This is a genomic window from Alcaligenes sp. YSL9 (assembly GCF_030515105.1).
In the GTDB taxonomy this organism is placed as follows: Bacteria; Pseudomonadota; Gammaproteobacteria; order Burkholderiales; family Burkholderiaceae_B; genus Alcaligenes; species Alcaligenes phenolicus.
Window position 1 is genome coordinate 594,779 of sequence record NZ_JALXJU010000003.1, and the last position, 25,074, is coordinate 619,852.

At 56.8% G+C, this 25,074-nt stretch carries 20 protein-coding genes; 12 read left to right on the forward strand and 8 right to left on the reverse strand.

The genetic code is table 11. The features are described 5' to 3' along the window. Nucleotides 1-214 precede the first annotated feature (214 nt). Complete coding sequence (locus tag M2Q46_RS15355; protein ID WP_239054671.1) at nt 215-3,673, reverse strand: indolepyruvate ferredoxin oxidoreductase family protein; 3,459 nt, start codon at nt 3,671-3,673, stop codon at nt 215-217. Between the two features lie 112 nt (nt 3,674-3,785). Here M2Q46_RS15355 and M2Q46_RS15360 point away from each other — a divergent pair, with 112 nt between their 5' ends. The 3 genes from M2Q46_RS15360 (at nt 3,786) to M2Q46_RS15370 (ending at nt 5,478) form a co-directional block, all read left to right on the forward strand. Next, the gene (locus M2Q46_RS15360) at nt 3,786-4,244 is read left to right on the forward strand and encodes an Lrp/AsnC family transcriptional regulator (RefSeq protein WP_009460635.1); all 459 of its coding nucleotides are present in this window, start codon (nt 3,786-3,788) and stop codon (nt 4,242-4,244) included. 99 nt (nt 4,245-4,343) lie between these two features. Beyond that, a complete protein-coding gene (locus tag M2Q46_RS15365; RefSeq protein WP_026484394.1) occupies nt 4,344-4,853 on the forward strand; it encodes a hypothetical protein in 510 nt (169 codons plus the stop codon). A gap of 76 nt (nt 4,854-4,929) precedes the next feature. Continuing rightward, nucleotides 4,930-5,478 carry a YaeQ family protein gene (locus M2Q46_RS15370; protein WP_009460639.1) on the forward strand — a complete coding sequence of 183 codons (549 nt, stop codon included), beginning with the start codon at nt 4,930-4,932 and terminating at the stop codon, nt 5,476-5,478. Between the two features lie 197 nt (nt 5,479-5,675). Here the strand turns inward: M2Q46_RS15370 and gltX are convergent, their stop codons facing one another. From gltX to M2Q46_RS15395, 5 genes are all read right to left on the reverse strand, one after another. Beyond that, nucleotides 5,676-7,085, reverse strand: coding sequence for a glutamate--tRNA ligase (gene gltX / locus M2Q46_RS15375; RefSeq protein ID WP_009460641.1), 1,410 nt, complete (start codon nt 7,083-7,085; stop codon nt 5,676-5,678). A 103-nt stretch (nt 7,086-7,188) separates the two neighbouring features. Continuing rightward, nucleotides 7,189-7,830 carry a response regulator transcription factor gene (locus tag M2Q46_RS15380; RefSeq protein WP_009460643.1) on the reverse strand — a complete coding sequence of 214 codons (642 nt, stop codon included), beginning with the start codon at nt 7,828-7,830 and terminating at the stop codon, nt 7,189-7,191. Further along, a complete protein-coding gene (locus tag M2Q46_RS15385; protein WP_035270490.1) occupies nt 7,827-8,906 on the reverse strand; it encodes a sensor histidine kinase in 1,080 nt (359 codons plus the stop codon). The genes M2Q46_RS15380 and M2Q46_RS15385 overlap by 4 nt, the downstream gene beginning before the upstream one ends. A 130-nt stretch (nt 8,907-9,036) precedes the next feature. Further along, the gene (gene mgtA, locus M2Q46_RS15390; RefSeq protein ID WP_302357590.1) at nt 9,037-11,739 is read right to left on the reverse strand and encodes a magnesium-translocating P-type ATPase; all 2,703 of its coding nucleotides are present in this window, start codon (nt 11,737-11,739) and stop codon (nt 9,037-9,039) included. Nucleotides 11,740-11,873: 134 nt separating this feature from the next. Beyond that, nucleotides 11,874-12,092: a hypothetical protein gene (locus M2Q46_RS15395; protein ID WP_083054633.1), complete on the reverse strand. Its 219-nt coding sequence runs from the start codon at nt 12,090-12,092 to the stop codon at nt 11,874-11,876. Nucleotides 12,093-12,484: 392 nt separating this feature from the next. Between M2Q46_RS15395 and M2Q46_RS15400 the strand changes: the two genes are divergently transcribed. Continuing rightward, the gene (locus M2Q46_RS15400) at nt 12,485-14,956 is read left to right on the forward strand and encodes a GNAT family N-acetyltransferase (RefSeq protein WP_060186673.1); all 2,472 of its coding nucleotides are present in this window, start codon (nt 12,485-12,487) and stop codon (nt 14,954-14,956) included. Between the two features lie 187 nt (nt 14,957-15,143). Further along, complete coding sequence (locus tag M2Q46_RS15405; protein ID WP_302357591.1) at nt 15,144-17,222, forward strand: CocE/NonD family hydrolase; 2,079 nt, start codon at nt 15,144-15,146, stop codon at nt 17,220-17,222. A gap of 59 nt (nt 17,223-17,281) precedes the next feature. Here M2Q46_RS15405 and M2Q46_RS15410 read toward each other — a convergent pair whose 3' ends face one another. Continuing rightward, nucleotides 17,282-17,950, reverse strand: coding sequence for an alpha/beta hydrolase (locus M2Q46_RS15410; RefSeq protein WP_022983590.1), 669 nt, complete (start codon nt 17,948-17,950; stop codon nt 17,282-17,284). Continuing rightward, entirely contained in the window at nt 17,947-18,501 is a 555-nt protein-coding gene (gene yjgA / locus M2Q46_RS15415) for a ribosome biogenesis factor YjgA (RefSeq protein WP_009460660.1), read from the reverse strand. Before yjgA ends, M2Q46_RS15410 begins: the two co-directional genes overlap by 4 nt. Nucleotides 18,502-18,568: 67 nt before the next feature. Between yjgA and pmbA the strand changes: the two genes are divergently transcribed. The 7 genes from pmbA (at nt 18,569) to erpA (ending at nt 24,918) form a co-directional block, all read left to right on the forward strand. Then, nucleotides 18,569-19,936, forward strand: a complete 1,368-nt coding sequence (pmbA, locus tag M2Q46_RS15420; RefSeq protein WP_026484387.1) for a metalloprotease PmbA — start codon at nt 18,569-18,571, stop codon at nt 19,934-19,936. 281 nt (nt 19,937-20,217) lie between these two features. Then, nucleotides 20,218-21,321 carry a TRAP transporter substrate-binding protein gene (locus tag M2Q46_RS15425; protein ID WP_026484386.1) on the forward strand — a complete coding sequence of 368 codons (1,104 nt, stop codon included), beginning with the start codon at nt 20,218-20,220 and terminating at the stop codon, nt 21,319-21,321. A gap of 330 nt (nt 21,322-21,651) precedes the next feature. Next, on the forward strand, nt 21,652-22,080 hold the full coding sequence (gene rplM, locus M2Q46_RS15430; protein ID WP_003801836.1) for a 50S ribosomal protein L13: 429 nt from the start codon (nt 21,652-21,654) through the stop codon (nt 22,078-22,080). 9 nt (nt 22,081-22,089) lie between these two features. Beyond that, on the forward strand, nt 22,090-22,482 hold the full coding sequence (rpsI, locus tag M2Q46_RS15435) for a 30S ribosomal protein S9 (RefSeq protein WP_026484385.1): 393 nt from the start codon (nt 22,090-22,092) through the stop codon (nt 22,480-22,482). Between the two features lie 149 nt (nt 22,483-22,631). Next, a complete protein-coding gene (gene argC / locus M2Q46_RS15440; protein ID WP_302357592.1) occupies nt 22,632-23,696 on the forward strand; it encodes an N-acetyl-gamma-glutamyl-phosphate reductase in 1,065 nt (354 codons plus the stop codon). A 35-nt stretch (nt 23,697-23,731) separates the two neighbouring features. Next, a complete protein-coding gene (locus M2Q46_RS15445) occupies nt 23,732-24,469 on the forward strand; it encodes a DUF6776 family protein (protein WP_143241235.1) in 738 nt (245 codons plus the stop codon). 80 nt (nt 24,470-24,549) lie between these two features. Next, nucleotides 24,550-24,918 carry an iron-sulfur cluster insertion protein ErpA gene (erpA, locus tag M2Q46_RS15450; RefSeq protein WP_003801826.1) on the forward strand — a complete coding sequence of 123 codons (369 nt, stop codon included), beginning with the start codon at nt 24,550-24,552 and terminating at the stop codon, nt 24,916-24,918. The last annotated feature ends 156 nt before the right edge of the window (nt 24,919-25,074 follow it).

Here is a 25,074-nt window from a genome sequence, read left to right on the forward strand (position 1 = left end):
CCAAGTCTCTGATTTTTGACGCATTGCTGGATCGATTGCATGGCCTTTTCATGCTTTGAAAGACCTGTGTTAAGCATGGAAAAGCGGTTTGAAAACGGACTTCAATTCACGACTGAGCTGCGGTTTTCAATGTCTGTTCAAACCAAAAAAAAGCCCTGCATAAGCAGGGCTGAAAGGGCAGGTTAATCGTTTCAAAAGTCGCAGCGGGCAAGGCTCAGGCGGGAACTGCCTGAATTTCCGGGCCAGTGTTTTTCAACTGCTGCGACAACTCGGCAAAGCGGGCTTCATACTTCTTGGCCGATTCCATTTTCACGGGACCGAAGCCGCGCAATTGTTGGGGCAGCTCGGCCAGTTCCAACGCTGTGGCGTAGTTGGCTTGATTCAGGTTCTTGCTCAAGCTGTTGAGCAGGCTCTGATATTCGCGCCAGAAGCGACGTTCCATACGACGCTCATGGGTGTAGCCAAATGGATCCAGCACCGTGTTGCGCAGACCTTTGCCTTTCGCCATCCAACGTAGCAAGGTGGCGGTGCGTGGGCCCAATGTGATCTTGCGCGGGCGGCCGGTAGATGGATCACGGCGCGCCAGCAAAGGTGGTGCGAAGTGAAAGCGCAAGGAGAAGTCACCTTCAAATTGCTGCTCCAGATCCTGGCGGAAAGCGGGCGAGCTGAACAGGCGGGCCACTTCGTACTCATCCTTGTAGGCCATCAGCTTGTACAAGCTGCGTGCGGCTTTTTCAGTCAAGGCAGGACGCTGACCCGGACGCAGTTTCTGCTCGGCTTCGCGCAGCGCAGTGATGGTGCTGGTGAAGCGCTGGGCATAAGCGGCGTTCTGGTATTGCTCCAGGCTGCTGGTGCAGCGCTGCATGATTTGTTCCAGTGTTTCGCGGCGCTGCAAGGTTACGACCTGAGCGGCTGGAGCCAGGAGGCTGGCCAGTGCTTTTTCATCGTGAGCCAACACGCGACCCAAATGGAAGGCATCCAGGTTGGCTTGAATCGCCACACCGTTCAGGCGGATAGCCTGTTCAACAGCCGCACTGCTAACGGGCATGGAACCTTGCTGCCAAGCCATGCCCATCAAGAGCATATTGGACAACAGGCTATCGCCAAACAGCAGGGTGGCAGCCTGGTGAGCATTGAAAGAGCGCACCTGGTTTTCGCCAGCGGTGGTCTTCAGTTGGCTCAGCAAGTGCTGGGCATCCAAAGGGGCATCCGGGTTGCGGGTGAACTCGGCCGTGGGAGCCAGATATTCGTTGATGATGGCGTGGGTATGACCAGGACGCAGGCAGGAAAGGGCATTGGGGTGAGCGGCGGCCACCACGTCGCACAAGATCGCCAGGTCGGCTTGGCCGGGATCGACACGCACCGCACCCGTGTTCTCTTTATTGGCAGATAGACGGATGTGGCTGATGACGGTGCCGCCTTTTTGTGCCAGGCCAGTCATGTCCAGCACGGAGCTGGAGCGACCTTCCAGGTGTACCGCCATGGAGAGCACCGCACCAATAGTGATCACGCCGGTACCACCTACACCGGCCACAATCACATTGCAGTCCTTGGCTTGAATATTGGGCTGCGGCAGCGTGTCCAACTTGGCCAGCAACTGGGCCTTCATATCGGCCTGACCGTTTTGATCACCACGGCGCAGGGCACCGCCCATCACCGACACAAAGCTGGGGCAGAAACCGTCCACGCAGGAGTAGTCCTTATTACAGCTGGACTGGTCGATCTGGCGCTTGCGGCCTTCGGGCGTTTCAGCAGGCACCAAAGACAAGCAGTTCGATTGCACGCCGCAATCCCCACAGCCTTCGCAGACCGCCTTATTGATAAAGAGGCGACGAGCAGGATCGGGGTACTCGTTCTTTTTACGACGACGGCGCTTTTCAGCCGCACAGGTCTGGTCGTGAATCAAAATGGTGACGCCGGGGATCTCGCGCAGTTCGCGCTGCAAACGATCCAGCTCGCGACGGTGATGAACGTCCACACCGGCAGGCAGGCTGACACCGCGATAGCGTTCTGGCTCATCGGTGGTGATGACCACACGACGCGCACCTTCACCAATGGTCTGCTGACAAATGCGAGGCACAGATATCGGGCCGTCAACCGGCTGACCGCCTGTCATGGCAACCGCATCGTTGAACAGAATCTTGTAGGTAATGTTGGCACCCGCGGCAATGGCCTGACGAATCGCCAGATAGCCGGAGTGGAAATACGTGCCTTCACCCATGTTCTGGAACATGTGGCCGGTCTGGATGAAGGGCGACAGGCCCACCCAGTCCGTGCCTTCGCCACCCATTTGAGTCAGTCCACGGGTTTTGCGGTCCATCCAGGTCGCCATGTAGTGGCAACCCACACCCGCCATAGCCTGGCTGCCTTCGGGTACTTTGGTGGAAGTATTGTGCGGACAGCCCGAACAGAAGTAGGGGCGACGAGTCAGACCATTGGTATCAATCGGTGCCAGGTTTTGCACCGTACAGGCAGGCAACTGTACATTGGCGTGATGGCCCAGCCAGCGACGCAGACCCACGGCCACACGGGCAGGGCTGAGCTGGCCATCGGCAGGGATCAGCACTTCATTTTCGATATCGCGCTTGCCAGACACCGTAGGGCGCTGGGCACGGTTAAAGAGCAGATTCTTTAACTGGTCTTCAATGATTGGGCCCTTTTCTTCAATGACCAGAACGTGGTCCAGGCCTTCAATAAAATCGTTCAGCGATTGCGGGTTAACAGGCCAGCTCAAACCAATTTTCAGATGGCGAATGGCGGGCAGATTATCCAGACCGCTGAGCTGTTGCAGCGCGTCCAGCGTATCCAGTGTGGCTTTGCCGGTGGACACAATACCGATACGCGCATCAGGTGCCGCTTCCAGCACGCGGTCCAGGCTGTACTTGTGCGCAAATTCACGCACGCTATCCAGGCGGGCGTCCAGCGTACCTTCCATGGAAGGGGTCAGGAATTTGCTCGGGTCGTAAGGGTGTTTGCCGCCTTGCTTGTCGGCCAAGGCCGGGGCCAGATCATCCAGAGGGGCAATCTCGAAAGAGCGGCCGCTTTCCACGGTTTCGGTAATGGCTTTGAAGGCCACCCAGGAGCCGGAGTAACGCGACAAGGCCCAGGCCCAGATACCAAAGCGTTCGTATTCTTCAACCGAGCTGGGGTTGACTACCGGGATGCCCCAGGCGATCAGGGATTGTTCGCTGGCGTGGGGAATGGACGAGGACGAGGCCACGTGATCATCACCCACAATCATCAGGACGCCACCGTGTTGGGAGGCACCGGCAGCATGGCCGTGGTGCAAGGCATCGCCCGCGCGGTCTACACCGGGGCCCTTGCCATACCACATGGAGAACACGCCATCGACGGTACGGTCGGCACGCTCGCCAGCTTGCTGGGTGCCCATAATCATGGAGGCGGCCAGGTCTTCGTTAATAGCGGGTTGGAAACGGACCTTGGCCTGGTCCAGATACTTCTGGGCCTTCCACATGATCATGTCCACGCCACCCAGCGGCGAACCACGGTAGCCGGAGACAAAACCGGCGGTGTTCAAACCGTGTTCTTTATCCAGGCGAGCCTGGGTCAGCAACATGCGCACCAGGGCCTGTGTGCCAGTTAAAAAGATGCGTCCTGATTGTGCGGTCAGGTTGTCGCTTAGCTTGTATTGAGTGTCGACGGACTGCGTCATGATGAAACCTCCAGATAGAGATCATGATAGAGAGTCTGCCCTCGCTTTTTTTTGCGTTATAGTTGCGTGTATTCCCTATTCTTTGAAATGTTCATTTCGTAAATATTCAAATATGGATAAAACTGACTTAAAAATATTGGATGCCTTGCAGCTGGATGGCCGAGCCTCGGCTCAGCAGGTCTCCGAGCAGGTGGGTTTGTCCACTGCGCCCGTGTGGCGGCGCATCAAAAATCTGGAAAAAAACAAGGTTATCCAAGGCTATTATGCGCGCGTGGATCGCCGTCAGGTGGGACTGCAAAGTTGCATGTTTACCCAGATCAGTCTGGACCGTCACTCGGGTGAAATAGTCGATAACTTCATTCGTGCCGTGCGCGATGCGCCCGAGATTCTGGAATGCCACGCCGTGACTGGCGATGCGGATTTTCTGCTCAAGATCATGGTGCCCAGCGCGGAGTCCTACGACGATTTCCTGCATCGCTTTCTGTTCAATATGCCGGGCGTGCGTCAAACCCGTACGATTGTGGCCATGCGTGAAATCAAAAACGTGACCCGACTGCCTTTGCCACTTTGAAGCATCTTGTTATGGGGTAATACAAGCGCCTTCGGGTAGAATAATCAGGATTCGCCGGCCTGTGGTGGGTCGGTATGTACGCATGAAGGACGGGGTTTTATGACGAAGGCGAATATCTTGCGACGCACTTCCTGGGTTGCTGTGCTGGCTACTGTGTTTTTAAGCGCCTGCGCGGTCAAGGCGCCGGCTCCCGAGCCTGCTGCACAAGCGGCTGCCAAGCCTGTCCATCCTGCATGTCAGCCTGCTGCGGCGGGGGACCAACTGGCTGGTAACTGGCTAAGCAAGCACCGCCAGAAAGGCGTGGTTGGCGAGCTGCGTACCTTGTTCACCTTGCAAACTGACGGCTCCATGGCGTACACCGAACAGGTCAAGCGCCCCAACAAGCCTTCGCAAGGCTTGAACGAAAGCGGGTGCTGGGTGCGCAAGGGCAACGACTTGCAAATCAGCACGCAAGAATCCAATGGGGTCACAACCGAACCGGGCGACCCGATTTATGAAAACCACTACAACATCGTCAGCCTGACAGCCCGCAATCTGGTGCTGCGTGACCAAAGTGGTACCACCTATCGCTTGACCAGAATGTCGCCTGGCTACCGCCTGCCATTCTGATCTCTGCTTGCTTGAATGATTCCTGGCCGTCCTGGGGGCGGCCAGTTTTTTGTCTGTTTCTTTTGCTGGACGCTCCATGGCTCTGCGCGCGACGATTTATAAAGCTGAACTTAATGTGGCCGATAACGACCGGGCCTACTACGGCAGTCATACCCTGACGCTGGCCCGTCACCCCTCCGAGACCGAAGAGCGTCTGATGGTGCGTTTGTTGGCTTACGGTTTGTATGCGCAAGCGGACGAAGCCTTGAGCTTTTCGCGCGGGCTAAGCGACTCGGACGAGCCCGCCTTGTGGGAACATGATCTGGGCGGCAATTTGCTGCATTGGCTGGAGGTAGGCCTGCCGGACGATAGACGTCTGATCAAAGCCAGTGGCCGTGCTGACAAGGTGACGGTGCTGGCCTATGGCCGCAATGTCTCCGTCTGGTGGAGTGGCATCAAGGACAAGATCAGCCGCGCCCGCAATATACAGGTCTATGCGCTGGATACCGCCGGGACTGACGCCTTAGCCGCCCTGGCCGAGCGTGGCATGACCATCAATCTGAATGTTCAGGACGGCACGGTCTGGGCCAGTAGCGATAAGGGCGAAGCGACAATTGAAATCAGCCACCTGAATGCGGCTGTTTGATATGAGCCAACTGCTTGCAACGAAGTAACCTGGCTCGCCGGAGCCAAAGAGCATCGGGCAAGTGGCGTTGGAGTCGGCCTTAGGTGGTATGCAGGTTTAACGTCGATAGACGAGCCATCGAGCCGATGTCAGGGTACCAAGCAAAAAGAAGGGCATCTCGAATGAGATGCCCTTTATGTAAGCCTTAGCTATAACGCTTACAGCCCAGCCAAACGTCCCAACACCTTGTCGCGTCCAACCAAAGCCAGCACCGCATCCACCGCAGGCGTCTGCTTCTGCCCCGTCACAGCCACCCGCAAAGGAATAGCCAGCTTGGGCATTTTCACCTCGTGATCCGCCAGAACCTGCTTGATCAAAGCAGCCAGATTCTCCGTATTCCACTGCGGCAAGCTAATCGCCTTGCTGGCAAAATCACGCAGCAAAACACGCGCCTCCGGCGTCAATACCTCGGCCATCAGCTCATCGCTGGCGGGCTCGAAAGGACGGCAGAACAGCAAAGCACCTTCAGCCAGCTGATTCAAGGTCTCGGCACGGTCTTTCAACAAACCCATGATGCCGGGCAAATCCTGACCATCCGTCTTGCCACCCAAGGCCTCAATACGGGGAGCCACACGCTCGGCCAGATCCGCATTGTCGCTGGCCTTGATGTAATGGGCGTTCACCCAGTTCAACTTCTTGGGATCCCACTGCGAAGCCGACTTGCTCAGACTGCGCGTATCAAACCATTCCACCAATTGCTCGCGAGTGAACAGCTCGTCATCACCGTGACTCCAGCCCAAACGAGCCAGATAATTGATCATGGCCTCAGGCAGATAACCGTCCTTGTCGTAATCCATGATGCTGACCGCACCATGACGTTTGGACAGCTTCTCGCCATCAGGGCCCAGAATCATGGGCACGTGACCGTACTCAGGCAAAGTCGCGCCCAAAGCCTGCAAAATCACAATTTGACGTGGCGTGTTGTTCACGTGATCGTCACCGCGAATCACATGAGTGATTGCCATGTCCCAATCGTCCACCACCACGCAGAAGTTGTATGTAGGCGTGCCATCCGGGCGGGCAATGACCAGATCGTCCAGCTCGCTGTTATCAAAGCTGATGCGGCCCTTCACCATATCGTCCCAGCTGGTTGCGCCGGACTGGGGGCTCTTGAAACGAACTACAGGCTTGCGATCAGCCGGGATGGCAGGCAATTGCTTGCCAGCCTCAGGACGCCAGGTACCGTCATAACGAGGCTTCAAACCCTGAACACGCGCTTTTTCGCGCATGGCTTCCACTTCCTCGGGGCTGCTGTAGCAGTAATAGGCATGGCCGTCTTTCAGCAACTGGGCGATGACCTCGCGGTAACGATCCATGCGCTGCATCTGGTAGAACGGACCTTCGTCCGCATCCAGGCCCAACCATTGCATACCATCCAGAATGCCTTGCACCGCCTCGGGGGTGGAACGCTCCAGATCCGTATCCTCAATACGCAGCACAAAAGTGCCTTGATGATGACGGGCAAAGGCCCAGGAGAACAGTGCAGTGCGCGCGCCGCCCAGGTGCAGATAACCAGTGGGCGAGGGGGCAAAACGGGTGCGGATGACGTTGGAAGTAGACGTGCTCATAACTTGTGTGTGGCCTTGACCTTGGGAAGCCCGCATACGGGACCGAATCTGCGTATTTTAACCCAGCACGCCAACTAGGAAAGAACCGCCGCGTAGAACTGTCCTAATGGCCGCTTTCTGTATTGAGTTGATCGAACTGGCGCACCAGTTCCGCCAGCGACCCGGCTTGCATTTTTTGCATCACGCGGGCGCGGCGAACTTTGACCGTCACTTCCTTCACATCCAGCTCGGCCGCGATCTGTTTGTTCAGCAGGCCTTGCACCACCCGCTCAAAGACATCGCGCTCGCCGGCGTTCAGGCTGTCCCAGCGTTGCTGCAAAGTCAGCCGGGTTCTGGCTTCTTCCTTGCGCTGCGCATCAGCAGCCAGAGCCGACTGCACGGCATCAATCAGGGCCTGATCTACAAAAGGCTTGGTCAGAAAATCCCAGGCACCATGCTTGATGGCCTTGACCGCCATATGAATATCGCCGTGGCCAGTAATAAAGATGACCGGCATATGCAGCCCGCGCGATTCCATCTGCAAATGAAAATCCGTGCCGCTTTGCTCGGGCATGCGCACATCCAGCACCAGACAGGCAGGGGCATCAGATAAAGGATGCGCCAGAAAGTCTCGTGTAGAGGCAAAGCTCAGCGCGTTCAAGCCTACGCTGGCCAGCAAATCGTCCAGGGCAGCGCGAACGGACGGGTCATCATCAATGATGTAGACGGTGGGCGTGTTCAGAGAGGAATCCAGATTTTCTGTCATGGCGCCAAAGGTAAGGTGAAATGAAAGGCAGCACCGCCATCGGCTTGGTCAGTGGCCCAGATATGGCCGTTATTGGCATCAATAATGGTGCGGCTGATGGTCAGGCCCAGGCCCAGGCCGCTTGCCTTGGTGGTCCAGAAGGTATCAAACAATTGGGACAGCTGCGTGCCCGACAAGCCGGGACCATTATCCTTGATGGAAAACAGCACCTTGTTGGCTTGCGGCTTGTCGCCGGGCAAAACGCTGGTTTCTATGGTGATATGAGCCGCATGATAGTCCGAGGGAGGGGACAGGGCTTCAATGGCATTGAGCAGCAAATTGGCCATCACCTGCTGAATCTGAACCCGGTCGGCAAAGACCTGGGGCAGATCGGACTGCAAGGCCAGACGCAGATCAATATGCTGACGTCGCATCTCGCCACCGGACAGGCTAAGCAGTTCGGTCAGAGCCAGATTCAAATCAAACGCGCTGCTGGTGGGGGCTTCGTTACGGGTAATGCTGCGTACCCGATCCAGCACATCCTTGGCGCGCTGGGCGTCGTACACAATACGCTGCGCGGCAGCCTGTGCCTTCTCGACATTAGGGGGCGAGGCTTCCAGCCAGCGCTGACAGGCGCCCGCGCTGCTGTTGATGGCGGCCAAAGGCTGGCTGACTTCATGGGCAATCGAGGTGCTGAGCTGGCCCAGGGTAGTCAAACGGGACAGTCGCAGCAAATGCTCGCGTGTCTCATGAGCCGCTGCCTGTACAGACTTGAGCTTCAGCCCCAGATACGAGGTGATCGCGATGGCAATAATACTGATGCCGGTATTGACCAGGCCCACGTCGTAGTCGCCCGAGCGGGTCAGCAGAAAACTGACCACGGTCAGCACCATGCTGATGGTAGTCAGGGCAACAACTTGCCGTGCCGACAAAAAACGAATCGCTATCAGCAGCAGCGGGGTGTGAAAGACCGCAGCGGCGATCGCGTAGTTGGTGACGGTATCGGCAATGAAGACCAGCGCCATCAAAATACAGATACCGGTCAGGGCCAAGGCTCGGTAGGTTTTGCTCGATAGGAAGCGAAGGGGTGGTGTCATATCTTTCGTGTATGGGCCAGGCTGCAGGATGGTGTCTGTCGTGTGGCCATCATATACCCGAGGTTCTTTCAGAATGTGCGTTAAGGCCTGGGCTCCCGAAAGGAGCTCCGGGAGTCCAGGCCTGTCAGACTTAGAACCACTGGCCAAAGCGGCGGATGTACAGCATTTTCATACCCTGTGCGACCAGGCAGTAAGCCAGCAAGGTGCCGACCAGCCATGGGAAGTATTCCCAAGGCAAAGGCTGCAGGCCAACCAGTGCACCGACGCCCGAGAAGGGCAGATAAATACCAATAGCGGCAATCAGGAAGGTCATCAGCATCACAGGCAGGGCTGCGGTGCTTTGGATGAAGGGGATCTTTTGCGTACGCAGCATGTGAACAACCAGTGTCTGCGAGAGCAAGCCTTCAATAAACCAGCCGGACTGGAACAGCGATTGCAGTTCGGGCGTATTGGCGCCAAACACGTACCACATCAGGACAAAGGTGGTGATGTCGAAGATGGATGAGGTCGGGCCAATCCAGATCATGAAGCGGCCAATATTCTTGGCATCCCATTTACGCGGTTTGCGTAGAAAGTCCTTGTCCATGCGGTCCCAGGGCAAAGCCAGCTGGGAGATATCGTAGAGCAGGTTCTGAATCAGCAAGTGGATCGCCAACATGGGCAGGAAGGGGATGAACGCACTGGCCACCAGCACCGAGAACACATTGCCAAAGTTGGAGCTGGCTGTCATGTTCAGGTACTTGATGATGTTGCCAAAGGTCTCGCGGCCTTTGATCACGCCTTCTTCCAGAACCAGCAGGTTCTTTTCCAGCAGGATGATGTCTGCCGATTCCTTGGCAATATCCGTGCCGCTATCCACTGAAATCCCCACGTCGGCATCGCGCAGGGCGGGGGCGTCGTTGATGCCATCCCCCAGAAAACCGACGGTGTGACCATTGGCTTGCAGCGCTTTGAGCACACGTGATTTTTGCAGGGGCGTGAGCTTGGCAAAAACCGAGTGGCGCTCGACAGCGCAACGCAGATCGGGGTCTTGCATCAGCTCGATTTCAGGTCCGAGCAAAGGCTTGCCGGGCTCCAGGCCCACTTCACGGCAGATTTTTGCGGTAATGATTTCGTTATCGCCGGTCAGCACTTTCACGGCTACACCGTGTTCGGTCAGGGCGGCAATGGCTTGGGCAGCACTTTCCTTGGGTGGGTCCAGGAAGGTCAGCAAGCCTTGTACCGTCATCTCGCGTTCATCCTGGGCTTCGTAACGGTTCTTGGCCTGTTCGACAGGAATACGGCGAGTGGCAATCAGCAAGACACGGAAGCCGTCCGAGTTATAGCGGTAGGCCATTTTCAGCAAACGGGCACGTTGCTCGGTATCCAGTGGCAAGCGCTGGTCACCGTCTTGTACGTGGGTGGCAATGCTGAGCATTTCCTCCACCGCCCCCTTGCAGACCATGAGCTGCTCGCCTTGCGGATTTTGCACGACAACTGATAGGCGACGACGCACAAAATCAAAAGGCAGTTCGTCGATCTTGCGGTAGGAGCCGATGGCTTGCAGGGCAGAGGGTGTTTTTTCTGCAAAGCGCAGTACCGCCTGATCCATCAGGTTCTTCACGCCGCTTTGGTGCAGGCTGTTGAGCAGAGCCAGTTCCAGAATGCGAGGGCTATTGCGATCATCCAGACCCAGATGGTGTTCCAGAATGATGCGATCTTGTGTCAGGGTGCCGGTCTTGTCAGTACACAGCACGTCCATGGCACCAAAGTTCTGGATCGCGTTCAGACGTTTGACCACCACCTTGTTCTTGGCCATGGCCACCGCGCCCTTGGCCAGGTTGGAGGACACAATCATGGGCAGCATTTCAGGGGTCAAACCGACGGCAACGGCCAGTGCGAACAGGAATGCTTCGGTCCAGTCGCCTTTGGAGAAGCCGTTGATCAGCAGCACGATGGGCACCATGACCAGCATGAAGCGAATCAGCAGCCAGCTGACGCTGTTAACGCCCCGGTCAAAAGAAGTTTCGGCGCGCGAGCCGACAATGGCTTTGGCCAGCGAGCCGAAATAGGTCTTGGCACCGGTGGCCACAACCACTGCCGTGGCCGTACCGCTGACCACGTTGGTGCCCATAAAGCACATATTGTTCTGTTCCAGCACACCAGCCTGGGAACTGGAAGCAGAGGCACTCTTGCTGCTGACGGCGCTAAAGACATCGTACTTTTCAACAGGCAGGGCTTCACCTGTCAGGGCGGCCTGGCTGACGAACAAGTCGCGGGACTCTATCAGGCGCAGGTCTGCCGGGATCATGTCCCCAGCCGACAGGCGCACAATATCGCCGGGCACGATCTGGCTCATGGGGATTTCGCGCATGACCGTAGCGCTGGACACGGTAGAGCGTCGTTGTACGCTGGCGGTGGTACGAACCATGGCTTTCAGAGCCTGGGCAGCTTTGCCGGAACGGTACTCCTGCCAGAAACGCAGCAGGCCGCTCAAGGTGACCATGACCACAATAATCAGCACGCCGGTGTAGTCCACGTCTTCGCCCGAGCGCATGGGCAAGATGATGTCGGTGACAGCGCTGACGGCGGCCAGCACCATCAGGACCGCAATAAAGGGATTTTTAAAGGCCAGCGCCAATTGAATCAAGGCGTGGGCGGGCTTGTCCCGGGCGACCTCGTTAGGGCCGTATTCGGTCAGGCGGCTCAAGGCTTCGGCGTCGGTCAGGCCATTCAGATTGGCTTGTACAGAGGCCAGGGTTGTCTCCAGGCTAAGCCCGGTTTCGGTGGCCGTGCGCAGCTTGGCGTCGTAGTCCGCTGAGCGCAGTGGCGGACGATGTTGTTGAATGCTCATGTAATGCTCCTGGTGTACAGGCGTGACGGTGCTGTCCATCCCAAAAGATGGACACAGCAGGTCCTGCCGACCGGTTTGAGAGTCGGCAAACTAAAGATAAGAACAAGCGGATTTAGTAAGCGTCAGGCCAGCGTTTAGTGGCTGGGCAAGGTGCAGCGCCAGACTCGCGCTGAGGGTGGTTTGTCACTGTCTGCAATCCAGTGAATTTCTGGTTTGCGACTGGCCGTGTTGATACGCCAGGCAATAGCGGGGCGGCGGCCGGGAACAGCACGCTCGCGAGGGCAAGGTGTGGCAAGAGGCGAACCCGACGAGGTCAGGGCCCGGATCGGTCCAGAATGAATAATGCGGTGCATGGTTGACTCCTGATCGTGCTGCGCAAGCCACATCAGCAGACAACCCGGTGGGTCAGTAGTGTCTGAGGGGCCTGTGCAGCATCTTTCTTCGACTGTCGTCGCTGGACATAGTGTGTTTTTTCCTGTCAGAGAGAACGAAAGGTCCTGCTTTCCGAACGGGTGTTATTTTACGACCTGCAAGCCGCTTTGCGACTGGCTTTGCGCCCGTTTTGCCCAGGCATTGGCGTATGGTTGCTATACGAAAGTATATGAATGGCCCGCCTCAGGATAAAAACCGGCTGCATGATGCAAGACAGAGATAGCCAGCCAAGTCTCTTTTATTTGTAGACGGCTGTGCTTAAGATGGGAGAATTCATTATTTTGGTGTGTGGTTTTCTTATGGCGGAACAATCATGGCAGCCCTAAGGCATCGTCTGACAGCATTGTTTGAGCCCCGTTCGGTGTTGGTCGTGTCCACCTTGCCTTTGCCCCTGATCAACGAGATGCCAGCCCGATTGGCTGGGCGGATCACGCAGGCACGGATTACAGCCACGCAAGTGCTGGTGCCCGATCGTCTGGAAGGACTGACCGATACACAGCGCCTGGATCTGGCGCTGGTGTGTATCGAGCCGGTGCGTTTGCCACAGGCCCTGGATGCCATCCGGGTGCATAAGCCACGTGTGGTTCTGTTGCTGCCCTCCAATCTGGCCTCCCGCGATCCTATGGAAGACATGGTGTATGCGCGCTCCTGGGCCCGTATCAATAATTGTCTGGTGCTGGGGCCGCGTGCCTTCGGGATACAACGGCCGCATCTGGGCCTCAATTTAAGTCACGAGCCGCAAATGGCTCTGGCGGGCCGTGTGGCCTTGGTGTCTCAGTCGCGCTCCATCACCTCGGCCTTGATGGACTGGGCTGAAGATGTCAGCCTGGGTTTCTCCGCCATTGTGTCGGTCGGGGACGAGGCCGTTATCGACGTGCCCGAGGTGCTTGAATATCTGGCCATGGACCCGCGCACGGACAGTATTGCGCTGTATCTGGAGCACACACCTGCTTCTCGTCGTTTCACCAGTGCCTTGCACGCCGTGGCGGCCGTCAAACCTGTGGTGGTCCTGAAAGTAGGCGGTCAGCGTCAGCAGGGCGAGGCCCACGAGGCGGTCTTCAATGCCTTGATGCGGCGTGTGGGGGCGGTGCGCATTCGTTATTTTGTGCAACTGTTCTCGGCCCTGAAAGTGCTGGTTTACACCCGCCGTCCCAAAGGGCGGCGTATTGCCTTGTTCTCCAATGGGAATGGGGCCGCGCAGATGGCTTTGGATGTACTGGGTTCGGATGCCGCGGTGACCTGCCCGGAGCTATCGCCCTCTACCCAGCGGGCGCTGGATAATCTGCTGGCTCCTGGCGACCAGGTTCAGAACCCGGTGGTCACTTATGTACCACTGACGCCCATGCGCATCGACTCGGTTATTTCCACCTTGCTGGATGACAAGGAAATTGACGGGGTGCTGGTCTTGCTGACACCGGACCCCTTGGCCGATATGCCGGCGGTATCGCGTGAGTTGGCCATGTTGTCGGCCAGTGCTCGCAAGCCCATCATTACCTGCTTGATTGGGGATGCGGATATGCGGCCCCTGCGTCACCTGCTGGATGGGGTGGGGACACCGGCGTTCCGTACCCCGGACACGGCGGCCAATGCCTTTGACCTGCTGGCTCGCTATCACTATAACCAGCACTTGTCGCAGCAAACCTTGCCACCTTTGCCGCTGGGCACCTTGCCAGAGGTAGAGCCTGCCCGAGAACTGGTACGCCAGATTCAAAGCGAGCGCCGCGAGGCTAGCGAGCAGGAGTGCCGCGATCTGTTGCGCTACTTCCACGTGCCTGTTGTCGACTTGCGTGTGACGCACGATCAGGGTGAGCCTGATCCCGATGTCCCGCCCATGGGTCTGCGTTTTGAGACCGACGACAAGTTGGGCCCTTACGCTGTCTTTGGTGGGGCCGATCACGCGGATTGGCTTTCCTCATCCTATCCGGCGGTAGAACTGCCACCGCTGAACCGCTATCTGGCGCGCCAGTTGGTGGAGCGTAGTCCCTTGTGGCGCAAGAGCCTGTCCTCGCAATTGACGCCTTTGGTGTTGACGCAGCTGTTGCAGGTGCTGGAGCGTCTTTCGGATTTGATGAGCGAGTTGCCCGGCGTGCGCCGTGTGGTGCTGGACCCCATCATGGCGGGCGAGAACAGTCTGTACATCAAGAGCATTTCCATTTCCCTGAGCAAGCAGTCCATGCTGGTACTGCCTGAAACGGCTGGCTATCGCCACATGGCGATTCATCCCTATCCGCGTCACATGATTGAGCGGCGTCAGTTCAAGGATGGGCAGCGCTGGACCTTGCGCCCTATACGTCCCGAGGACGCCGAGGCCTTGCAGACCTTTATGCGTGGCCTGTCGGATGAAAGTCGCTACATGCGCTTTGTGTCCATGCTGCGAGAGCTGACTCCACGCATGTTGTCGCGCTACACCCGCATTGACTACGACCGGGAGCTGGCGCTGATCGCTACCGTGCGTTCGCCCAATCCAGATAACCGTAACCATCCCCGTGACGAGATTATTGGCTTTGCCCACTATCTTCGTAATGGTGATGGTCGGGGGGCGGAGTACGCCCTGGTTATCGGGGATGCCTGGCAGCGGCGTGGTCTGGGAGTCATCCTGATGGAGGCGCTGATACAGGCTGCCGCCGAGCAGGGGCTGACCTACATCGACGGCTATGTGCTGGCCTCCAATGCGCCTATGCAAGCTCTGATGAAGCGTCTGGGCTTTCAGAACGATGCGGACCCGGAAGATCCCAGCATGCGTCGTGTCTGGCTGGATCTGGGTGAGACCCGTCGCTCGGATTAGGCACAGGCAGGCCTGTCTGCTTGTCAGGTAAATACCCGTTTAATTGTTCCCCTGATGTCCCGATTCACTCAACGGTGGCGGGACTATGATGCACTCGTGATGGCAGGCAGTACAGCGCTGGATTGCTGGCTGCCGCCGCATCAATGGATGGTGCCCACCACCGACGGCGCCACATACCGGGGACACAATGATGCGATTGAATCTGGCTGCTTTGCAGCGCTGGGTGCTGGGCTTGTTCTTGATAGGCGGCCTGCTGGCTTGCTCCGGGCAGACAGCGATGCCACCTGAAAAAAACCATTACGAGTTCTCCATGGAGAACGACAGCCTGGAAATGCGCGATGGTGTGCGCTTGGCGGTGACGTATTATCGGCCATCGGCTAAAACACCGGGTGAAACCTTCCCGGTCATTCTGGAGATGCTGCCTTATCGCAAGGACGACTTCTTCGCGCTGGGTGACTACGAGTACGGCTCTTATTTTGCCAAGCGGGGCTATGTGCTGGCGCGGGTTGATGTGCGTGGCACAGGAGGCAGCTCTGGCCCTGTCCCTGTCAGCGAGTATTCCGCTGCCGAGATTGCCGATGCCGAGGAGCTGATCGATCAGTTGTCTCGCAAGAGCTGGTCCAATGGCAAGGTGGGTATGTACGGCCTGTCCTGGAGCGCCTTCAACTCCTTGATGACGGCTCACAGAAAACCGCCAGCACTCAAGGCCATTATCGCGGCGCACGGTTCTACCGATCTGTTTTACAACGACGTTCACTATATTGATGGTGCCTTGCATATTGACTCCTATGCGCACCAGATTGATACCGATAACGCCATGCCGCAAAGCCCGGATTATCGGATTGACCAGGAGTATTTCAAGAACCGTTTTGACCGCGAGCCCTGGATTTTTACCTGGCTGCGTCAACAACAGGATGGCGATTTCTGGCGTGCCGAGTCCCTGGCCTTCAAAAAGCAGCCTTTGGAAGTCCCGGCCTATTTGATTGGTGGCTTGCTGGATGGCTATCGTGATTTTGCGCTGGATGTCAGTCGAACCTCGAAAGCGCCTGTAATTGTGGAAATGGGGCCCTGGAACCACGCCTGGCCAGAATATGGCGTGCCTGGCCCGAATTATGAGTGGCGCGAGAAGGCGGTGCGCTGGTGGGACTACTGGCTTAAAGACATAGATACCGGAATTCTGGATGAACCGCGTCGGATGGCCTTCATGCGTACCGGCCATGCTCCCGCTACCGATCGGACCAGCGTGCCCGGTTATTGGCGCTGTGATCCGCAATGGCCGGTGGAAGGCGCGCGGACTCAACGTCTGCATCCTCAGGCCGGACACCAGCTGGCTGCTATTTCTCCTGCCTCCGGTTTGGCTCAGACCTTGCGTTACAAGGCTGGAGCGGGTTTGGCTGGTGGTGGCTGGTGGGGTGAGCAAACGGGCGATATGGCTGCCGATGATGCACATAGCCTGGTGTATGACTCCGCGCCCTTGAGCGATGCCATGGAAATCATGGGTATGCCTAAGGTACGTCTGAAGGTCGCGGCTGATGCGCCTTTCTATCAATGGACTGTGCGACTGGAGGATGTGGCCCCGAATGGGCAGGTTTCTTTGGTCAGCGGGGCAATCATCAACCCTTCCCAGCGTATCTCGCGTCTGGAACCACAGCCCTTGGTGCCGGGTAAGGCCACCAATTTGGAAACCTCCATTCACTTCACTACGTGGCGTTTCAAGCCGGGCCATCGTATCCGCCTGGCGGTGAGCAATGCGCAGTTCCCCATGGTCTGGCCCAGCCCGACGCCGGGTGTCACCAGTCTGTTTCCGGGTGCGGATACCTGGGTAGACCTGCCCGTGGTGCCTGTGCGGGAGCAGGGTACGCAGGCTTGCGTCATGTCGCCACCCCAGGCGAGTGAAGCGGCTCCTTTCGGCCGCACTATTGACGGGGATGGCCCCGTGTTCAGCAGTGTTCGTAATGAAGCTACGGGCGATTCGACGTTCACCACCAGCAATGAGCTTAGCTGGGTGCTGCATGACAATTTGTACCGCTCCGAGGAGATGTATCGCTGGGAGGTCAATGATGCTACGCCTGCCAAGGCGCGCTATCAGGGTGATCGGCGCAATGTCTTTACGATCAAGGGGCGGGAGATTGATATGTCAGCCCAGGCTCGGATCGAGTCCGACGAGTCGTATTTCTACCTGACTTTCACGCGGGTGCTGAAAGAGGATGGGGTGCAGGTTCGGGAAAAGACCTGGCAAGAGCGTATTGCTCGGATCTATCAATGAAAAGCTGAATAAGAAACGCCGCTGTGATTGCAGCGGCGTTTTTTTGTCTTGTGCTCTGATTAGCGCAGTACCTGTTTCAGGAAGTGGCCAATCGCGCTGATTTCTTCCGGGCAAACAGCGTGGGGCATGGGGTAGACATTCCATTGCACCTGATAGCCCATGGCTTCCAGTTGCTGACGGCTGGCTTCGGCACGTGTCAGAGGCACGACCGGGTCCATGCTGCCATGCGCCATGAATATAGGCGTGTTCTGATTGGCCTGATGACGTTCTTTTTCCACCGCTGTCGCCAAAGGCAGGTAACCGGACAGGCAGAGCATGCCAGCCAGACGCTCTGGCAAGCGCAAGCCGGTTTGCAGCGTCATGGCACAGCCTTGCGAGAAACCGGCCAGAACAATATTTTCCGTGGGAATGCCGCGAGCGTTTTCGCGGGCAATCAGGTTCTGCACTTCGATCTGCGATTGGCGCAGGCCGCTTTCGTCCTCGTGGCGCACCAGGTCCGCCACATAAATGTCGTACCAGGAACGCATGGCCATGCCGCCATTGATGGTAACGGGCTGGATGGGGGCGTGCGGGAAAATGAAACGAATAGCGGGGGCGTTTTGCAGGCCCAGCTCTGGCACGATAGGGGCGAAATCGTGGCCGTCAGCGCCTAAGCCATGCAGCCAGATAACGGCGTGCTGAGGGTTGGCACCGGTTTCAATCTCAATCGACTCAAGCAGAGGGTTCATGCGGACTCCGAAAGATCTACCAAGGTCTTGATGTACTGGTACAGGGCGCGGTAGTGCTTGCGCTGTGGGTCTTGGCCTTGTACCAGTGTGGAATTTTTCTCGGCTTCTTTGCGTGCGGCACGAATCAGGGTGCGCAATTGCTGGATATCGGCGCCGGAAAATTCATTCATGAATTCGGTCAGAGCGTCGTCATCACGCAACAACAGGTCGCGTAGCGCTTCCAGCCTGTGCATGGCACGGGTGTCTTCCTTGGAGCCGTTTTCCCAGACGTCCAGTTGTTTCAGGATCGGTTCGGGCTCCACATTGCGCATCAGCTTGCCCACGTAGTGGATTTGACGGCGGCGTCCTTCGCGGGCCGTCGGGCTGATGCGCTTGGCATCCTTGATGGCAGCCATCAAGGGCTCGCCCAGATCAAGTTGTTTGAGTCGGTCGTCCGAGAGCTCAATCAGGCGTTTTCCCAGGTCGAGCAGAGCGTGCATTTCGCGTTTTACCTGCGATTTGCTGGGGCGGTCGTAACCGTTTTCATCGATTTCAGTGCGTGGACGGGCCATAAGAAGTGAAATAGCAAAGATTGTCGCCAATTGGCTATGATAACCGCCTAACCCTCAAAGAGTAGCAATGAGTCATCCAACTATTTCCCAATTGTCGATCAGTGCCAATCAGTTCCAGTTTTGTGAATTGGTGGATGAAGCGCTGCGGCATGCCAAAAAACTGGGCGCCAGTGATGCTGCCGTCGATATTTCAGAAAACAAAGGTCTGGCCGTCTCTGTGCGCCAGATGGAACTGGAAACGGTAGAGCAGACGCAAGACCGCTCCTTGGGTGTGACCGTGTTTGCAGGCCAGCGCAGTGGCTCGGCCTCCACGTCGGACTTTTCGATCAAGGCGCTGCGTGAAACGGTGGAAGCCGCCTGGCATATTGCCCGCTACACCGCTGAAGATCCTTTTGCTGGGCTGCCTGAAAAAGACATGCTGGCGCAAAGCTATCCCGATCTGCACCTGCACCATCCCTGGCTGCTGGACGCGGATCAGGCCGCCAAACTGGCGATTCGTGCCGAGCAGGCTGCGCTGGAGTTGAGTCCTCTGATCAGTAATTCCGAAGGCGCGTCGGTCGATACGCTGGAAGGGCATTTTGTGATGGGTAACAGCCGCGGCTTTCTTGGGGGCTACCCCTATAGCCGTCACTCGCTCAGCGTCAGCCCCATTGCCGGCAAGGGCGACAATATGCACCGCGACTACTGGTACAGCAGCTCGCGTGACCCTTCCCGCCTGGCCAGCCCCGAGTCGGTTGGGCGTTATGCGGCCGAGCGCACTTTGTCGCGCCTGTCGGCCCGCCGTATTCCGACCGGCCGCTATCCGGTGTTGTTTGAAGCCCCGCTGGCTGTGGGCTTGATCGGCTCTCTGGTGCAGGCCACCAGTGGCTCGGCCCTGTATCGCAAAACCAGCTTCCTGCTGGATTCTTTGGGCAAGTCTGTCATGGCCAAGCACATTGACGTGCTGGAGCGTCCGCATCTGGCTGCCGCCATGGGCAGTGCACCGTTTGACTCGGAAGGGGTGCGTACCTGCGACCGTGATGTAGTGCGTGGCGGCGAGCTGAAAGGCTATTTTCTGTCTTCCTACGCAGGCCGCAAACTGGGCATGCCTTCTACGGGGAATGCCGGTGGTTCGCACAATTTGCTGCTGAGCTCGCGCCTGACTCGTCCCGAGGACGACCTGGATGCCATGTTGAAGAAAATGGACCGTGGTCTGCTGGTAACCGAGCTGATCGGCCAGGGTATCAATTACCTGACCGGCGACTACTCGCGTGGTGCCTTCGGCTACTGGGTGGAAAATGGCCGCATTCAGCACGCCGTGGAAGAAGTAACGATTGCGGGCAATCTGGCCGAGATGTTCGCGCAGATTGTGGCCGTGGGTGCTGATACCTTTGCGGCTGGCTCCAAGCGTACGGGTTCCATCCTGATCGAGCAGATGTCGGTGGCCGGTTCCTGATTTCTGCTGTCTGGAAAACCGGTTTAGCCCCCTTATGCCTTGCCACGGGCAAGAGGGCGCTCAATAAACAGATGTTTACGGCCTGAGTTCGGAGTTGCTTCCGACTCAGGCCGTTCTCTATGGAGCGCCGTTCAGGTGTTTCAGATCAAAGACCCGACAATATAGGGCCGGATTTGCGGGATAATCCGGGCTTTCCCAGCCCCCCATTCGGGGCGCGCCAGTGTACTATCCATAGCATAAAAATATTTCCCAGTTACCGAATACCCACAAGGAGGTTATTCATGCAGCGTCGCTCGTTTCTGAAAAAGGCAGGTCTTGGCGCCGTAGCCAGTACCGCCGCTATTGCTGCTCCTGCTATTGCCCAAAGCAATCCCAAGGTTAATTGGAAGCTGACATCGACTTACGGTCCCGCTACCCCGGCTCTGTTTTCGACAGCCCAGTCGTTTTGCAAGATGGTGGAAGAGGCCTCGGACGGCAACTTCAACATCCGTCTGTACCCAGCTGGTGAAATCGTCCCCGGTTTTGGTGTGATGGATGCAGTCAGCAATGGCACGGTGGAGTGCGGTCAGACGGCCTCGTATTACTACTACGGTAAAGATCCTTCTTTCAGCTTTGACACAGCGGTGCCATTTGGTCTGAATGCTCGTCAGATGAATGCCTGGATGCAGGAAGGCAACGGTACCAAGCTGCTGCGTGAGTTGTTTGCCACTCGCAACATCGTCAACTTCGCTTTCGGTAACACGGGCACCCAGATGGGCGGTTGGTACCGCAAGGAAATCAACTCTCTGGAAGACCTGAAAGGTCTGAAGATGCGTACGGCCGGTTTTGCTGGCGAAGTGCTGGCCCGCATGGGCGTGGTGCCTCAGCAAGTTCCTCCAGGCGATATTTACCCATCGCTGGAAAAAGGTACGCTGGACGCCGTGGAATTCGTCGGTCCTGTGGATGACGAAAAACTGGGCTTCCAGAAAGTGGCCAAATACTACTACTACCCCGGTTGGTGGGAAGGTTCGGCCCAGGTGTCGCTGTATGTGAACGACGCTGCTTTCAATGCACTGCCCAAGCAATACCAGTCCCTGATTGAAATTGCTTCGCGTGCTGCGGGCGAGCGCATGATTTGTCAGTACGATGCCCAAAGCCCAGGCGCACTGCGTCGCCTGATCGCCAGCGGAGCTGTCCTGAAATCCTTCCCGCGCGACGTGATGGACGAGTCCTTCAAGACCTCCAACATTCTGTACAAGGAATTCTGCGACAAGGATCCCATGTTCAAGAAGATTCACGACGACTACATGGGCTTCCGTGACGCGATTGTGCCTTGGTTCCGTGTGGCCGAAGGTTCTTACGACAACTACCTGGGCATTGCTCTGGCAAACCAGAAAAAAGGCTGATCTCTGTAGTTGGGACCGGGCAGGGCAGTCTGCTCCGGTTCCACAGGCCAGTTTTGTTAACCCCTGTTTTCCACTTGGAAAGCAGGGGTTTTTTATGGGCTTCCCCTCTATGAGAGAGCTCCTGTTTGTGGCAAAAAACCTGTGTTTTTGTGCAAAACCCTAGTGTTATCCACTATTTATGTTATTATGGCGAGCTATTTGGCAGAAATGCACGGGCGGAATATAACGCCTTGGCAGGGTCAGGTAGAGCTGCCCGGCTTGAAAAAGCGGGTGGATTGTATGGGCCAGGCATGTTGCTTTGACCCAGAATTTTAATATTTAGGAACCATCATGAAGACCTTCGTGGCCAAGCCGCTTGAAGTCAAACGTGACTGGTTTGTGATTGACGCTAAAGGCAAAGTCCTTGGTCGTGTGGCCAGCGAAGTCGCACGCCGTTTGCGTGGTAAGCACAAACCCGAATATACCCCTCACGTTGATACCGGCGATTACATCATTATCATCAACGCTGCTGACATTGCCGTGACCGGTAACAAGGCACAGGATAAGAAGTACTATCGTCACTCGAACTACCCAGGCGGTATTTACGAAACCAACTTCCAAACCATGCAAGAGCGCTTCCCAGGCCGTGCCATCGAAAAGGCCGTCAAGGGTATGTTGCCAAAAGGCCCTCTGGGCTACGCCATGGCCAAGAAACTGAAGGTTTACGCTGGTGCCGAGCATCCTCATAGTGCTCAACAGCCTAAAACTCTGGACATCTAAGGATAGGTCATGATCGGTAACTGGAATTACGGTACGGGCCGTCGCAAGACCTCCGTCGCTCGTGTCTTCATCAAAAAAGGTTCGGGCCAAATCGTAGTCAACGGCAAGCCTGTTGACGAATACTTTGCTCGCGAAACGGGTCGCATGATTGTGCGTCAGCCTCTGGTGCTGACCAACCATGTTGAATCGTTCGACATCAAGATCAACGTGCATGGCGGCGGCGAAAGCGGCCAGGCCGGTGCTGCCCGTCACGGCATCACCCGCGCTCTGATCGACTACGACGAAACACTGAAGACAGCTCTGAAACAAGCTGGCCTGGTGACTCGTGACGCTCGTGCTGTTGAGCGTAAGAAAGTCGGTCTGCACAAAGCACGTCGCCGCAAACAGTTCAGCAAGCGTTAATTCGCCTCGCGACCTGTTTATGGTGCTCAAAAACCCCGGACGTGTCCGGGGTTTTTGTTTGCTGGCTACATTTGTCCTGCTTTGCCCGGTCTGGTGAGCAGGACTACGTTAAGATAGAATTTTTGCTCGTCTCTCTTTCAGGAAAGTTCATGGCTACACATAGCGATACCCGGATCAAGGTAGGGATTGTTGGCGGTACAGGTTACACCGGGGTCGAGTTGCTGCGTCTGTTAAGTCAGCACCCCCAGGTAGAACTGGTTGCCATTACCTCGCGTAAAGAGGACGGTGTGCCGGTATCGGATATGTATCCGAACCTGCGTGGTCATGTGGACCTGAAGTTCTCCATGCCGGAAAATGCCAATCTGGAACAGTGTGACGTGGTCTTTTTTGCCACTCCACATGGCGTGGCCATGAGCCAGGTCGAACGTCTGCTGGAAGCGGGCGTGCGCGTTATTGACCTGGCCGCAGACTTCCGCCTGCAAGATACGGACGTATTCCAGAAGTGGTACAAGATGGAGCACAGTTGCCCGGACATCCTGAGCCAGTCGGCTTATGGCCTGCCAGAGCTGCTGCGCGACAAGATTGCTCAAGCCAAGGTTATTGGTAACCCTGGTTGCTACCCCACCACCGTCTTGCTGGGCCTGGCTCCCTTGCTGGAAGGCGGCAAGGCGCTGGTTGATACCCAGCATCTGATTGCAGACTGCAAATCCGGTGTGTCCGGTGCTGGTAAGGGAGCTTCGGTTCCCAATCTGTTTGCTGAAGCCAGCGACAACTTCAAGGCATATGGCGTGTCGGGTCACCGTCACCATCCGGAAATTGTGGAACAGCTGCAGCGATTGGCTGGTGGCCCGGTGGGTCTGACCTTTGTGCCCCATTTGGTGCCCATGATCCGAGGCATGTTCTCCACGATCTACGCACGTATCAAGCCCGAAGCCATGGATACAGACTTTCAGGCCCTGTACGAGCAGCGCTATGCCCAGGAAACCTTTGTAGATGTGCTGCCTGCCGGTACTCTGCCAGAAACCCGCTCGGTACGCGCTTCCAACCAGCTGCGTATTTCCGTGCAGCGTCCTGGCAATGGCGATCAGCTGATCATTCTGGTGGTGCAGGACAATCTGGTTAAGGGTGCTTCGGGTCAGGCTGTGCAGAACATGAATATCTTGTTCGGTCTGCCAGAACAAACCGGCTTGAATCACGTTGCAATTTTGCCTTAAAGGGAACTTGGTCTTGGTGAACAGGTCAAATGTTTATGGCTGAATCACCGCAAACCAATTCTTCTACTGTCGCTCCTTCCCGTTCGCGGGGCGGGGCGACTACGATTGGGCTGGCCGTATTGCTGGGAGTGTTGTTGGGCGGTGGAGGCCTGTGGCTTTACCGCAGCCTGACTCAACCGGCCGATCAGTCCGAACAAATACAGCTGGCCATGCAAAATCTGGCGCGTAGCCAGCAATCCCTGCAGCAAATTCAAAGTGAATTTGAAGGGCTGCGCGGGCAACTGGTTCTGGAAGAGAGCACGCGCAAGGGTTTGGAAAAGTCCTTGTCGTCTACCCAGGCCGAACTGGCGCAGACGCGCGAACAGTTGGCCTTTTATGAACAGTTGCTCCCACCCGGTCCCAGTGGTTCTGTTACTGTCCGAGCCCTGGACGTTGCGAAAAGGGGTGATTTGCTGGAGTACAAGGTACTGCTGCAACGTAACGCCCCAGAAGGAAAGGCTTTTTCCGGGCGCCTCCAGTTTCAGCTGACTGGGCGGCAAGACGGAAAAAACGTTAAAATCGATCTATCACCCAGTTCCGGGCCGGACTCGGTACTGGCAGAGTCGTCTGTAGAACAGATCGATCCCTTGGTTTTAAACTTCAACCAGTTTCAGCGCGCCATGGGTTGGCTGGCTTTGCCGCCAGGCTTTGAACCCACCGCCTTGACGCTGAACGTCCTGGAAGGAAGCGTTATCCGCGCCTCTCGCCAGGAAAAAATCGCCCAGCCAGACTAATCACCTTACCCGCGGGTGGTCATGTGCAAGGCGATCACATGATAATTATTCATGCCGGCGGGGGCCGGCAGGAGAACCACATGAGCACTCTTACCGAATCCGTTGATCTGCAAGCCCCTCCTTCCCCACTGATCTTTACCGATTCAGCGGTTGAGAAGGTCCGTGAGCTCCTGATTGAAGAAGGTAGCCCCGAACTGAAGCTGCGCGTCTTTGTGCAAGGTGGCGGCTGTTCCGGCTTCCAGTACGGCTTCACTTTTGACGAACTGGTTAACGACGACGACACCATTATTGATAAGGATGGCGTGCAACTGCTGGTTGACGCCATGAGCTTCCAATACCTGGTGGGCGCTGAAATTGATTACAAGGACGACCTGGACGGCGCTCAGTTCGTGATTCGTAATCCGAATGCCACAACTACCTGCGGCTGCGGTTCTTCCTTCACGATGTAAGGAAGCAGGGCTGGCGTTGATTGCTCAGCGTTCCAGGCCTTGGCAGGTTGATACAAAACACACCCCAGACTCTGATCCAGAGCTTGGGGTGTTTTGTTTACGGGGTTTTGTTGAAGGCCGTGCAGCGTCAGGTTTCAGGGCTAATCCGTTGTAGGG